Here is a 12,868-nt window from a genome sequence, read left to right on the forward strand (position 1 = left end):
CCTGCTGTGTTAGCTGCGGGGCCGGTTAGCTGCTTCCGGTGCGATCTGTTGGAGGCAGTCGAGGTGCTTTTGCGCTTCGTCGATACCGGGGTTCTGCGAGATCGTGATGTAGAGAGTTTGCGCTTCGGTCCAGGCGGAGAGCGCTTCACGTTCGTTGTTCATCGCGGAGACGCGAAGCGCGTTGGCAAGGTCGAGCGTCGGCAGAGGTTCAATGGCGCGGTAGAGGCGTATGGCTTCTTCGATCTGTGTGCCCGCGACTGCATTTTCCCCGAGTTCGCTGCGCAGTTCGGCGGCATGCGTGAGCGCGTAAGCGAGCGTTGGCGCGATGCACTCGGGTTGTGTGGCGAATTCGTTGCGGAGCAGAGTGATGGCCTCGGAGAGATAGATCGAAGAACCTGATCGATCGCCCCGGTGACGCCGGATCTGAGCCGTACCGATGAGCGCTTCGGCGCGGCCCACCGTGTCCTGTGCGCGGGCTTCTTCGGCAGCTTCCTTGTACAGGCGCTCGGCTTCGTCATCGTGGCCTTCGTTGCGTGCCGCGGTGGCAAGGTTGAAGAGGGATTTGAGGGCTTCGATCAATGAGGTCTCGTGAGTGCGAGCTGTGTAATGTTGCGTTAGTAAGCGAACCTGCCGGTGAGCGTGGGGTGTTGATTGTTCATGCAAGTCTCCTGACTGCACGTGTCCGATAGGTCTGGCTGAGCCATTGGTGTATGGGAGATTCATAAAAATGTGCAACCGCCCAGCAAAGCGCCACGATGAAAGCGGTATATATCAGCATTGTCGGCCTGGTGAGACCCGGATGTGCTGCTCCAAGCTGCAAAACAGCATGTCGGCCCAGAAACCATAACAAAGGCGGATGAAGGATATAGACAACATAGGAAACCGTGCCGAGGACTACACAGGGAGCGACAAATGCGCTGGGTGGAATGGCGCGAGCTCCGAGGTAGATGATGGCCGGGTACACGACGACGACGGTCAACATCTCCACTGCTGCGAGTCCTGAAAACCAGGCGTTGTTACACAACGAAAAAACGAGAACACCAACCACGAAGAGCATCGCAAGAATGGCCCTGCGGTTGTGGAGCCTGGAAGGCGCCCACCTTCTGTACAGACGCAGGACGAGCACTCCAATAAAGAACGAAACTCCCACGCGGAGCAGACCGACATGCGCATTTGCCGGTGCGTATCCCAGATCGAACGTTCCATGAACCTTACGTTCATACGCCAATCCAACAAATGACAGAAAGGAGATGCCAAACAGCAGACCTGTTCCTGCAAGACGAACACGAACGAGAGCAGCATAGGCGAAGTTGGCGATGAGCTCCACCCACAGCGACCACATGACCTCATCCAGTGGAAACATCTCTTTCGGCAGGTGCGGGAGCATGACGGAATTCATGAGGAACAAGCCGGCCAGTCGTCCGATGAACAAATGACCCACCAAATATCGGTCACGGCCAAGCTCAATAGCTCCGATGGCGGCCCCAAGGATTGCAATGGGCATGAGGCGGATGATGCGAGCGACTGCAAAGTCGCGGAACTTCATAGAACTCGCAAGGCGCCCTTCATACGAAAATGCGACGACAAATCCACTGAGGCAGAAAAAGAAGTCTACGGCCAAGTAGCTGTTGCGCGTATAGAGGCCCCGCTGAAAGATCTGAGGGGCATGCCGGAATACGACCAGAACAGCCGCGATACCTCGAAGTGCATCAAGGAAATGAAACCTGTGATGCTCCATCGGGGTGGGCGGATTTGCTACTGCAACAGCTGCTGGGGCGGTCCGGATCATGAAGGGTGTCCTGAAAGGGATGACTTCAATTTGTGGTGGCTCCAGGGAAATGCTTGAAGCCGTATCCCGGAAACAACTAGGTTGTCACGGCGCCTTCGCTGGCGCTGCTTACTGAGTTGGCGTATTTGGCGAAGACACCGCGTTTGAAGCGAGGTTCGGGAGCTTTGAAGTTTTTGAGGCGCGACTTCATCTCTTCGTCGGAGATATTGAGTGTGAGTTTGTGGTTGGGGATGTCGAAGGTGATGGTGTCGCCTTCGCGGACGGCGGCGATGGGGCCGCCGAGCTGGGCTTCGGGAGCGACGTGGCCGGCCATGAGGCCGCGCGTGGCGCCGGAGAAGCGGCCGTCGGTGAGCAGCGCGACGGTTTCGCTCAGCTCGGGGATGCCTTTGATGGCGGCGGTGACGGCGAGCATCTCGCGCATGCCGGGGCCGCCGCGGGGGCCTTCGTAGCGGATGACGAGGACGTCGTTGGGGTTGATCTTGCCGTGCTCGACAGCGTCGAACGCGTCCTGCTCGCGGTCGAAGACACGGGCGGTGCCGGTGTGGTTGAGGCGCTCGTGGCCGGCGACCTTGATGACGCAGCCGTCCGGCGCGAGATTACCGCGCAGGATGACGAGGCCGCCGGTGGGCTTGAGCGGCTTGTCCCAGTTGTGAATGACGACCTGGCCGGGAGTTTCAACCGCGGCGTCGGCTTCGGCGAAGAGGTTCTTGCCGCTGACGGTGGGGATGTCTTTCAACGAACCGTGCGCTTTCAGGCGCGCGGCAAGCAGGCGGGAACCGCCGGCGTTCTGGTAATCCGTGGCCGCGTACTTGCCGCCGGGCGAGAGGTCGCAGATGAAGGGCGTGCGGTCAGAGATCTGGTCGAAGTCTTCGAGCGTGAGGTCGATGCCGAGTTCGTGCGCGATGGCCTTGAGATGAAGCACGGCGTTGGTGCTGCCGCCGGATGCGGCGACGGCGGCGATGGCATTGTCGATGGCGTCGCGCGAGAGGATGTCGCGCGGCTTGACCTGCTTGCGCGCGAGTTCCATGATCATGCGGCCAGCTTCGCGGCTGGCGGCGTGCTTTTCTTTGCTCATGGCCGGTACGCCGGAGAGCTGGATGGGCGAGATGCCGAGGAACTCGCCGGCCATGGCCATGGTGTTGGCGGTGAACTGGCCGCCACAGGCTCCGGGGCCGGGGCAGGCTGCGGCTTCGACGGCTTCGAGCTGGTCGTCGTTTATTCGGCCGGCCGCGTGCGAGCCGATGGCTTCGAAGACGGAGAGGATGGTGATCTCTTTGTTGGTGCCATCGGGCTGATGCAGCACGCCGGGCGCGATGGAGCCGCCGTAGAGCATGAGGCCGGGGATGTTGAGGCGCGCGAGGGCCATGATGGCGGCAGGCATGTTCTTGTCACATCCAGCTATACAAACCAGCCCGTCGAAGGAGTTGGCGCGCGTGACGAGCTCGATCGAGTCGGCGATGACTTCGCGCGAGACGAGCGAGGCCTTCATGCCTTCGGTGCCCATGGTGATGCCGTCGTGCACGGTGATGGTGTTGAACTCCATGGGCGTGCCGCCGGCTTCGCGGATGCCTTCTTTCACGGCCTCGGCGACCTGGCGGAGATGGAAGTTGCAGGGGCCGACCTCGGTCCAGGTGTTGGCGATGCCGATGATGGGCTTGTGCAGGTCTTCTTTGCTGAAGCCGACGGCGCGGAAGTAACTGCGCGCAGCGGCGCGCGAAGGGCCTTCGGTGAGGACGACGGAGTTTGTTTTGCCTGCGGGGAGATTCTTCGGTGCGTCTGACACTTCGATTTTCCTTTTCGACTATGCGGCTTCGTTGGCCTTCGGTGCGGACCAGAACTCGTGGTCGTGTTTGGTTTCGAACTTGTTGAGGTCGGCTTCGTGGCGGAGGGTGAGGCCGATGTCGTCGAGGCCGTTCAGCAGGCAGTATTTGCGGAATGGGTCGATGTCGAAGTGGGCGTGGAAGCCCTGCTCGTCGGTGACGGTCTGGGCTTCGAGGTTGATGGTGATCAGGTGTTTCGGGTTTGCGGTGCTGCGTTGAATGAGGGTTTCGACTTCGGCGTCGGTGAGCGCGGCGAGGATGATGCCGTTCTTGCCGGCGTTCGAGAAGAAGATGTCGGCGAAGCTGGGTGCGATGACGGCGCGGAAGCCGTACTGGTTGATGGCCCATGCGGCATGCTCGCGCGAGGAGCCGCAGCCGAAGTTCTTTTCGGCGATGAGGATCTCGGAGCCCTTGTATTCAGGCTTGTTAAGGATGAAGTCGCGGCGAGGTTCGACATGGTCAGGAATGTCGAGGTTGTAGCGCCAGTCGTAGAAGAGGAAGTCGCCGTAACCCGTGCGCTCGATGCGCTTGAGGAACTGCTTGGGGATGATTTGGTCCGTGTCGATGTTGGGCAGCGGCAGCGGGACGGCGGTGGAGGTGAGGATGTTGATGGGTTCCATTAGCGCGAACCTCCTGGCGCGAGGATCTGGTCTGCGTTGAAGTCTTCCGCGTGCTCATGCTTCCACTTGCGGATGTCGGTGAGGTGGCCAGTGATGGCGGCGGCTGCGGCCATCTCGGGCGAGAGGAGATGCGTGCGGCCTCCGCGGCCCTGGCGGCCTTCGAAGTTGCGATTGCTGGTGGAGGCGCAGCGCTCGCCGGGTTGCAGGATGTCGGGGTTCATGCCGAGACACATGCTGCAGCCGGGCTCGCGCCACTCGAAGCCGGCGGACTTGAAGATCACGTCAAGACCTTCTTCTTCGGCCTGATGCTTCACACGCTGCGAGCCGGGAACGACCATCGCGCGGACGGTTGTCGCGACGTGGTGACCGCGCACGACCTTGGCGGCGGCGCGGAGATCTTCGATGCGTGCGTTGGTGCAGGAGCCGAGGAAGACGGCGTCGACCTTGATGTCCTCAAGCTTCGTTCCGGGCTTGAGGTCCATATACTCGAGCGCGCGGGTGAAGGACTTTTTGTCCGCCTCGGTTGGTGCGTCTTCGGGTGAGGGAACTGCGCCGTCAATCGTAGTGACCATGCCGGGCGACGTGCCCCAGGTCACAGTGGGCACGAGTTTTGTCGCGTCGATGTTGAGTTCGCGGTCGAAGGTCGCGCCATCGTCCGTGACGAGCGAGCGCCAGTGCTCGACGGCGCGATCCCACGCTTCACCGTTGGGCGAGAAGCGTCGGCCTTTGAGGTAGGCGAAGGTCGTTTCGTCGGGCGCGATCATGCCGGCGCGCGCACCTGCTTCGATGGACATGTTGCAGATGGTCATGCGGCCTTCCATCGAGAGAGCGCGGATGGCTGAGCCGGCGTACTCGATGACGTAGCCTGTGGCGCCGTCGGTGCCGATGCGGCCAATGATGTCGAGGATGATGTCCTTCGCGGTGACGCCGAAGGGAAGCTCGCCCTCGACGTTGATGCGGAAGGTCTTTGGCTCTGACTGCGGCAAGGTCTGAGTGGCCATCACGTGTTCTACTTCGCTCGTTCCGATCCCAAATGCGAGCGCACCGAAGGCTCCGTGTGTCGAAGTGTGCGAGTCGCCGCAGACGATGGTCATGCCGGGTTTGGTTGCGCCCAGTTCGGGGCCGATCATGTGCACGATGCCCTGGCCGGGGTCCTGCACGTCGAAGAACTCGATGCCGAACTCTTTGCAGTTTTTGCGCAACGCGTTGACCTGTGCGGCGGAGATCTGATCGGCGATGACGAGACGGTCGTGCGCAGACGTGGTGGGCACGTTGTGATCGACCGTGGCGATGTGGCGATCAGGGCGGCGCAACTTGCGGCCGGCCAGGCGCAGGCCATCGAACGCTTGCGGCGAAGTGACCTCGTGTACGAGTTGGAGGTCGATGTAGAGGATGGTCGGCTCGCCTTCGGGCTCGGCCACGATGTGGTTTCGCCAGACCTTTTCAAACATCGTTTGGGGTTTTTGGTTGGTGCTGGAGTTCGTGTTCATGGTTCTCGACCTGGATTCAGTTGCGTGGTTTGAGTTGCGTGCTGCGCGCGGGCTGATCATCCTGCGCGGTGGTGTCGGGTTGCGGAGCGATGGTGTTGGCTCCGACGAGAGACGGCGAGAGCTCGTGCGGCGCGCCGTTGGGCTCGACGAGTAGCGTGTGCTCTATGTGCGGAACCAGACGATGCGCGGCGGCGAGGCGTGCGTCCCAGTGCGAGATGGTCTCGGTGAACGCAATGGGCAGATCGTCGGGGCTGAGCTCGCGGTTGGGATAGAGCCAGAGGTCGTACCTGGCGGCGGCTTCGTCCGTAGTGTGGGACTCGGCTGACCAGGTCACGCCGGCGAAGATCACGAGCGGGTGAGGTGTCCCGAGATCAACCCAGAGCAAGCCGTGCGCGGCGCAGAAGTCAGGAACGCAACCGTCGATGGTGAGATAGCGATTGCCTTGTGCGGTCACGGTGCCGTAGCGCGAGAGGAAGAGCGGGATGACGGCATCGAGCGGTGGATTGCGGTCTGGGTCAGGCCCCCACATCGCTTGCCGCTGGTTGAAATCGTCGGAGAGCAGCGTATGGAACCGTGCGTCGTAGCGAAGGTCGCTGGCGCGGCCGATCGGCTCGGGCTTCGCGAAGGACCATAGCCATTGCAGGCTGTCGGTGGGCTTCACGGGACCTCGCGCGGGATTGTGCGGCGGTGTCGCGACGAGAGTGTCGGAACTTGTGATCTGCGAGCGCATTGCCGCGGCTGCCGTGAGGAGCAGCGCGAAGGCGGCGAGTTGGAGTGTGCGGCGCATTGCTGGATGGTCTAGACGGCGTGGAGCGATTGTTGTTTATCGATGGATTGGGCCAGTGCTTCGTGTACGAGCTTGCCCATCTCGTGAGTGGTGACATTGGCACCTGTGCTGCCGCGCGCAATATCCGACGTGCGGTGCCCGGCGGCGAGGACCTTGTCGACGGCGACCTCAATCGCGCGCGCGTCCTCCTCGAGATTGGCGGAATGGCGGAGCAACATCGCGGCAGTGAGGATCGCGCCGAGCGGATTGGCCTTGCCCTGACCGGCGATGTCGGGCGCGGAACCATGCACGGGCTCGTACAGATTGACCTTTCCGCCGAGCGTAGCGGAGGGGAGCATGCCGAGCGATCCCGTGATGATGCCGGACTCATCGGAGAGAATGTCGCCGAACAGATTTTCGGTGAGCACGACATCGAAGTTGCGCGGGATATTCATCAGGTGCATCGCCATTGAATCGACGAGCTGGTGCTCGACGGTGACGTCGGGGTATTCGGCCTTGAGCTCGTCGATGGTCGCGCGCCAAAGCTGCGAGCACTCGAGCACGTTGGCCTTGTCCACCTGCGTGAGCTTCTTGCGGCGCTTGCGTGCGAGCTCAAAGGCAATGCGGCCAACGCGGATGACCTCATCTTTGGTGTAGCGCATCGTGTTGATGGCCTCACCGGTCTCTTTGTTCCACCAGCGCGGCTGGCCGAAGTAAAGGCCGCCGAGAAGTTCGCGGACGAAGAGGATGTCGACGCCTTTGGTGACCTCGGGGCGAAGCGGAGAATTATCGCCCAGCGCGGCGAACGCGAGACAAGGGCGCAGATTCGCGAAGCCGCCGAGCGCCTGTCGAATCTGTAGCAGGCCGGCCTCCGGGCGCTTGTCCGGCGTGAGGTGGTTGAACTTGTTGTCGCCGACGGCACCGAGGAGAACGGCGTCGGACTCGAGGCAGATGTCGATGGTCTGCTGCGGCAGGGGTGTACCTGCCGCGGTGATGGCGACGCCGCCGATCTGCGCTTCGGGGAAGGTGAACTCGTGGCCGCCGAATTCTGCGACGGCTTTGAGGATATTGACAGCTTCGCGAGTGACCTCGGGGCCGATGCCGTCTCCGGCGAGGATAGCGATTTTTAACTTCATGGGTTCCTCAACGGGTGCTGGAAGAGAAGCAGTTTCCCTTCGGGAATGACAGAAAGAAAAGCAACAGCGAAGGCGAAAGCATTGACGCTAAGGGCGCAACGACCGCGAAGATGCGCCACGACCATTTGGGTTACGGAACGTTGGCAACCTCAGCCAGGGGCTCGTGCAGCAGCGCGAGGATGTCCTGGTCGTAGATAGATTTTTTGCGGTCGGCGAGTTCGGTGAAGCGCAGGTAGACAGCGTCGAGCTCGGGCTTCGAGAGCTTGTGGCCAAGTTCGGAGAGGCGGTGTTCAAGAGCGCGGCGGCCGCTGTGTTTGCCAAGCACGATGTTCTGTCCTGTGAAGCCGACCGATGCGGGCGTCATGATTTCGTACGTAAGCGGGTTCGCGAGCACGCCATGCTGGTGGATGCCGCTCTCGTGCGCGAACGCGTTGGCGCCGACGACAGCTTTATTGGGTGAGCAGGTGAAGCTGATGATCTCGCCGAGGAGCTTTGATGTGGGATAGAGCTGGTTCATCACGATGTTCGAGGTGTACGGATAGCGGTCGTGGCGCGTGGTGAGCGCGGCGGCAATCTCTTCGAGTGCGGCGTTGCCGGCGCGCTCGCCGATGCCGTTGATCGTGCACTCGACCTGTCTTGCGCCGCCATCAACTCCTGCAAGCGAGTTGGCTACGGCCATGCCGAGGTCGTCGTGGCAGTGCGTGGAGAAGATGATCTTGTCGGAGTCCGGCACGTTCGCGCGAACCTTTTCAAACAGTGCCTTGTACTCCGCCGGCGTGGTGTAGCCGACCGTGTCCGGAATGTTGATGGTCGTGGCGCCCGCCTGCACGGCGACATTGACCATCTGGATGAGGAAGTCGACATCAGAGCGCGTGCCATCCTCCGTCGAGAACTCAACGTCGTCGGAGTAGCTGCATGCGAGGCGGACATACTCGCCCACCTGGTCAATCGCCTGGGTGCGAGAGATGCGCAGCTTCGCCTCGAGATGCAGGTCGGAGGTGGCGAGGAAGGTGTGGATGCGGTTTTTGGGGGCAGGCTCAACGGCGCGTGCGGCCGCCTCGATGTCCTCACGCTTGCAGCGGGCGAGGGAAGCGATACGCGGACCCTTCACCTCTTTGGCGATCGCGTTCACCGAGTTGAAGTCGCCCTGCGACGCGATGGCAAACCCGGCTTCAATGATGTCCACGCCGAGCGTAGCAAGCTGGTGCGCCATCCGGAGCTTCTCGTTGTGGTGCATCGTGCAGCCGGGTGACTGCTCGCCGTCGCGCAGTGTGGTGTCAAAAAAGACGATCTGGTTGGAGAGTGCCATGGCCGGTGACCTTTCCGTTGTTATTCAGCATAACCTGCCCTTATGATGGTGCAGCGATGTATTCGTACTTCTAATGCCTCTATAGCCCACAGTTGCAGGCGTAAGTGGCCGACAAAGAAGGATAAGGACTGGGATGGATCTCTTTCAACTGGAGACGTTTCTGGCAGTGGCGGAGGAACGCAGCTTCTCGCGGGCGGCGGCACGTTTACATAGGACGCAGCCCGCCGTGAGCCAGGTTATCGCGAAGCTGGAGTCCGAGCTGGGCGAGACCCTGCTGGAGCGTAGTTCGCGCGACGGAACCCTGACCGACGCCGGCGAGGTCCTGAAGGAATATGCGCAAAAGATGCTGAACCTGCGCTCCGATGCCAGTGCGGCCCTGGCAGACCTCCGATCGATGCACACTGGGAAACTGACGCTGGCCGCGAATGAGTACACCTGCCTGTATCTGTTGCCGCTGATTCATGCCTTCCGGCGCGAGCATCCGCGGGTGAAGGTAGCCGTCCAGCGAACACTGGCCAGCCGCGTATCGGATGAGGTCCTTCAGCATGCGGTCGACATGGGCGTGGTCAGCTTCCGGCCGGAAGATCCCCAGGTGCGCTCGATAGCGGTCTATCGCGATGAGCTGGTGTGCGTGGTGAGTCCGTCGCATCCACTCGCGAAGGCTGGAAAGGCGACGCTGCAGCGGCTCGGACGCGAGAGCTTCGTTGCGCATAACGTGCCCTCGCCACTGCGGCAGAAGGTGATTGCGGCGTTCAAGCGGCACAAGCAGCCGCTGAAGATGGAGGTCGAGCTGCCGAGCCTGGACGCCATCAAACGATTTGTTCAGCAGGGAGACGGCGTCGCGCTCGTCCCCAAGCTGACTGTAGAGAGCGAGCTGGAAAACGGCGCCCTGGTGGGCATTGCCGTTCCTGAGCTTCCGCTGGAGCGCCGGCTCCGGTTGGTACTGCGCAGACAGGCGACCCTCTCCCATGCAGCCCAGGCCTTCCTGCGCCTCGTGGAGGGGCATGCACAGGAGCACGGCGACCCCTTCTGCTTCATCACGGAACGGGCTTGATCTCCAGCGGGGTTTGGACCCGCAAAAATTCAGATCTGCTCTTTGGAACCATTTGCGCGGGCAGTCGTCTCTATGGTGTAGTCGGTGCGCGCCGCCGATTTGGGCCCGACCTGGCGCACTTTCGCAGAAAGCGAGTGTGAGGTATGACAAGCAAAAGGAACATATTGGTTCGCTCGGCCGTGCTTGCGTGTGGACTGAGTATTGCGGCGGCAGGCGCTGCTGTCGCGCAGGATCAGACGCCACCGCCTCCTCCGCAGGGCCAGATGGGACCGCCTAATGGCGGCGGACCTCGCGGCGGCATGATGGATCCCGGTCGCCGGGCAGAGCGAATGAAGCACGAGCTGAACCTGACGGACGATCAGACATCGCAGGTGAAGACCATCCTCGAAGACAGCCGTACGAAGATGGAAGCCTTACGCTCGAATTCGTCGCTCTCGCAGGATGATCGGCGCTCGCAGGCGATGTCGCTCCGCAAGGCGGAGAACGACAAGATCGAGGCGCTGTTAACGCCGGATCAGAAGACGAAATTTGCGACGATGCAGCAACAGATGCGCGATCGCATGCGGAATGGAGGACCCGAGGGGGCACCCGCCGGAGGACCGCCACCTCCGCCTCCGCCGCCACCTCGGCCGCAAAGTTAAGTCACGAACCATCAGTGGGCGCGGAGCAATCCGCGCCCATTCGCTTGCTGCAGAGCTGTGGAAAGAAGGGGCCTTGCAGTTCAGTCGGCGTTTGTACAGGTACAATTAGGCATCAGAGCGCCCCACGACCCGCTGGCAATTCGTCTTCGGGACGGCCGATTCGGACCGGGGAGAAGTGCTCGATTGGTGAAGGGGTTTCGCTACGCATGAAGAAAATGATGTTGCTGGGCGCTCTGCTGCTGGGTTTTGTTACCGCAGGACATGCGCAGGAGAGCCGGCAGGATGCCAGTATCAGCTTTACGGGAGTCGTGGCTCCTGACGTGAACGGACTCAGCGTCTTCCCGATGCATACGACGATGACAGGTGGCGCACTAGTCAGCTACCGCTACATGCTGACGCCGCGCAGCGCCCTCGAGCTCAACTACTCGTTCGCGCAGAATACGATCCGCTACAACAGCGTCAGCGGCTACAGCGGCTTCGTGCACACTCGGCAGGAGGAGGCCACTGGCGCCTACGTTTATTCCCGAACCTATGGACGCTTCAACCCCTTCGTCGAGGCCGGCGTGGGTGGAATGATCTTCACGCCGATTAAGGACAACGGGACCTCAAACCTCGACACCAAGCAGAACACGAATATCGGCGGCCTGTTCGGCGGCGGTCTGGCGTATGAGCTGAGCCCGAGCTTTGATATCCGTGTGGAGTATCGCGGATTCGTCACCAAGGCTCCAGACTTTGGTTATCCAAACTGGAAGACGAACCGCTATTACGTCAACCAAACACCGGCAATTGGCATCGCGTACCACTTCTAAGAGACAAGAGAACAGAGATTCTCGGATGTAGCTTCGCTACAAAGAAAGGCCCGGCACTCGCCGGGCCTTTCTTTTTGGTTTCCGATATCTAATCTTCTGATCTCTTGCTGACTCAGCGGCTCATCTTGAAAGGGCCCTTTGCCGGAAAGTGGTAAGCCGCACCGAATGTAAAAAAATAAGGCGATAGGCCGTCCGGCAGCTCCTGGTCATGCGCGAACCAGTGCTGGTATTCGAAATCGGCGCGCAGGTTGATGCGGTTCTTGAATCGGTAGTCCACGCCACCGCCGAACGCGACGAGATTGTAGGCGATGTTGTCGATGTAGGTTTCGATTCCGCCCGGAATAAAGATCTGATGCGCGGGGAAATTGACCACTCCGCGGCCGTAGAGCCCTTTGCCGTATGGCACCAGCCGACCACGATAGTAGTGCCGCAAATAGCGGCCGCCGATCTCGTACGTGTGTTCGGAGAAGTGGTTGCTGGGAACGAGTGGATCGGGGTTGGGATCCTTGGCGTAGTGGAAATCGCCCTCGAGGCCGTAGTGGCCCAGCAGATCATAGTCAGCGTAGAAGGCGAAACCTCCAATGTTGTTCGGGACGTAATCGGAGTGCGCAAGTGTGTATCCGGCGCCGAGTTGTAGATCCGCCAGGCGGCTCGCAGTAGCGGATGCCTGGGCGTGGGCGGAACGGGAAATGACCAGGGCCGCTAGGAAGGGAAGAAGAAGTAAGCGCTTCAACAGAAGAGGCTCCGTGGGGCTCCGTAGAGCCGCGAGAGTGTGTCCCTGAACCCGATTGGACGCGCAAAAATGCCCTGAGGTCTCTCAGGGCATTCAAGGTTGGTAATTTAGGTGACTTTAGCGGAGGCGGTAAGCCACGCCAAACGTGAATAGCGGGGGCGTCAGGCCATGGGGCGGAAAGTTCGGCCAGCGCTGATATTCGAAGTCGATCACTCGAACGTTAAACTTGTCACTCAGGCTGTAGTCGAGTCCGCCGCCAAGGCCGAAGAGGAAGTAGCTTCCGGGGGTGCTTCCACCCACGATCTGCTGTGGAGTGACCGCCGAGGAATGACCGAATCCCACGAGGCCTTTGGCATACGGCGAGAACTTGCGGTAGTGCTCCGTCCAGCGCAGACCGGCGTCGTAGCTGGTCTCCTTGTAGTTGAAATAGGACTTGAATATGGAAGCCATATGAACGTCACCCTCAACCCCGAGATGGTTGTTGAGGTCGAATGTGCCGTAGATGCTCGCACCCTGCAGGTGCTTGCCAGGGTACTCATCTTCATTCGAATACGTGTAGCCGGCGCCAATCTGTGAAGCTCCGCCCCTGGTCGCCGCCGCCGTTGCCTGAGCGTGTAATGCCGACGGAAGTATGGTAACGAGGGAAAGAGAGAGGAACAGCAGACAGGTCTTCTTCATCACAGGAGACTCTCCTTTGCGCG

The 12,868-nt window shown here is 60.9% G+C and carries 13 protein-coding genes; 3 read left to right on the top strand and 10 right to left on the bottom strand.

The window, feature by feature from the left end; translation table 11 throughout:
• Positions 1-9: 9 nt before the first annotated feature.
• The 8 genes from VGU25_13595 to VGU25_13630 form a co-directional block, all read right to left on the bottom strand.
• Entirely contained in the window at positions 10-579 is a 570-nt protein-coding gene (locus tag VGU25_13595) for a hypothetical protein (GenBank protein HEV2578236.1), read from the bottom strand.
• A gap of 76 nt (positions 580-655) precedes the next feature.
• Positions 656-1,789 (bottom strand): acyltransferase, encoded by a 1,134-nt coding sequence (locus VGU25_13600; GenBank protein ID HEV2578237.1) that lies wholly within the window; start codon positions 1,787-1,789, stop codon positions 656-658.
• Positions 1,790-1,865: 76 nt separating this feature from the next.
• On the bottom strand, positions 1,866-3,572 hold the full coding sequence (ilvD, locus tag VGU25_13605) for a dihydroxy-acid dehydratase (protein ID HEV2578238.1): 1,707 nt from the start codon (positions 3,570-3,572) through the stop codon (positions 1,866-1,868).
• An 18-nt stretch (positions 3,573-3,590) separates the two neighbouring features.
• Positions 3,591-4,229: a 3-isopropylmalate dehydratase small subunit gene (leuD, locus tag VGU25_13610; GenBank protein ID HEV2578239.1), complete on the bottom strand. Its 639-nt coding sequence runs from the start codon at positions 4,227-4,229 to the stop codon at positions 3,591-3,593.
• Complete coding sequence (gene leuC, locus VGU25_13615) at positions 4,229-5,719, bottom strand: 3-isopropylmalate dehydratase large subunit (GenBank protein HEV2578240.1); 1,491 nt, start codon at positions 5,717-5,719, stop codon at positions 4,229-4,231. The genes leuD and leuC overlap by 1 nt, the downstream gene beginning before the upstream one ends.
• 16 nt (positions 5,720-5,735) lie before the next feature.
• Positions 5,736-6,506 (bottom strand): hypothetical protein, encoded by a 771-nt coding sequence (locus tag VGU25_13620; protein ID HEV2578241.1) that lies wholly within the window; start codon positions 6,504-6,506, stop codon positions 5,736-5,738.
• A gap of 11 nt (positions 6,507-6,517) precedes the next feature.
• Positions 6,518-7,621: a 3-isopropylmalate dehydrogenase gene (gene leuB / locus VGU25_13625; GenBank protein ID HEV2578242.1), complete on the bottom strand. Its 1,104-nt coding sequence runs from the start codon at positions 7,619-7,621 to the stop codon at positions 6,518-6,520.
• Between the two features lie 130 nt (positions 7,622-7,751).
• Positions 7,752-8,930 (bottom strand): 2-isopropylmalate synthase, encoded by a 1,179-nt coding sequence (locus tag VGU25_13630; protein ID HEV2578243.1) that lies wholly within the window; start codon positions 8,928-8,930, stop codon positions 7,752-7,754.
• A gap of 133 nt (positions 8,931-9,063) precedes the next feature.
• On the opposite strand from VGU25_13630, the gene VGU25_13635 reads away from it, so the two are divergent.
• From VGU25_13635 to VGU25_13645, 3 genes are all read left to right on the top strand, one after another.
• Complete coding sequence (locus tag VGU25_13635) at positions 9,064-9,984, top strand: LysR family transcriptional regulator (protein HEV2578244.1); 921 nt, start codon at positions 9,064-9,066, stop codon at positions 9,982-9,984.
• 143 nt (positions 9,985-10,127) lie between these two features.
• The gene (locus tag VGU25_13640; protein HEV2578245.1) at positions 10,128-10,625 is read left to right on the top strand and encodes a hypothetical protein; all 498 of its coding nucleotides are present in this window, start codon (positions 10,128-10,130) and stop codon (positions 10,623-10,625) included.
• A gap of 206 nt (positions 10,626-10,831) precedes the next feature.
• Complete coding sequence (locus VGU25_13645; GenBank protein ID HEV2578246.1) at positions 10,832-11,434, top strand: outer membrane beta-barrel protein; 603 nt, start codon at positions 10,832-10,834, stop codon at positions 11,432-11,434.
• A 112-nt stretch (positions 11,435-11,546) separates the two neighbouring features.
• Here the strand turns inward: VGU25_13645 and VGU25_13650 are convergent, their stop codons facing one another.
• Both VGU25_13650 and VGU25_13655 read right to left on the bottom strand, forming a co-directional pair.
• The gene (locus tag VGU25_13650) at positions 11,547-12,167 is read right to left on the bottom strand and encodes an outer membrane beta-barrel protein (GenBank protein ID HEV2578247.1); all 621 of its coding nucleotides are present in this window, start codon (positions 12,165-12,167) and stop codon (positions 11,547-11,549) included.
• Between the two features lie 117 nt (positions 12,168-12,284).
• Positions 12,285-12,845 carry an outer membrane beta-barrel protein gene (locus VGU25_13655; protein HEV2578248.1) on the bottom strand — a complete coding sequence of 187 codons (561 nt, stop codon included), beginning with the start codon at positions 12,843-12,845 and terminating at the stop codon, positions 12,285-12,287.
• Between the last annotated feature and the right edge of the window lie 23 nt (positions 12,846-12,868).

This window comes from Acidobacteriaceae bacterium (assembly GCA_035944135.1).
GTDB lineage: Bacteria > Acidobacteriota > Terriglobia > Terriglobales > Acidobacteriaceae > Granulicella.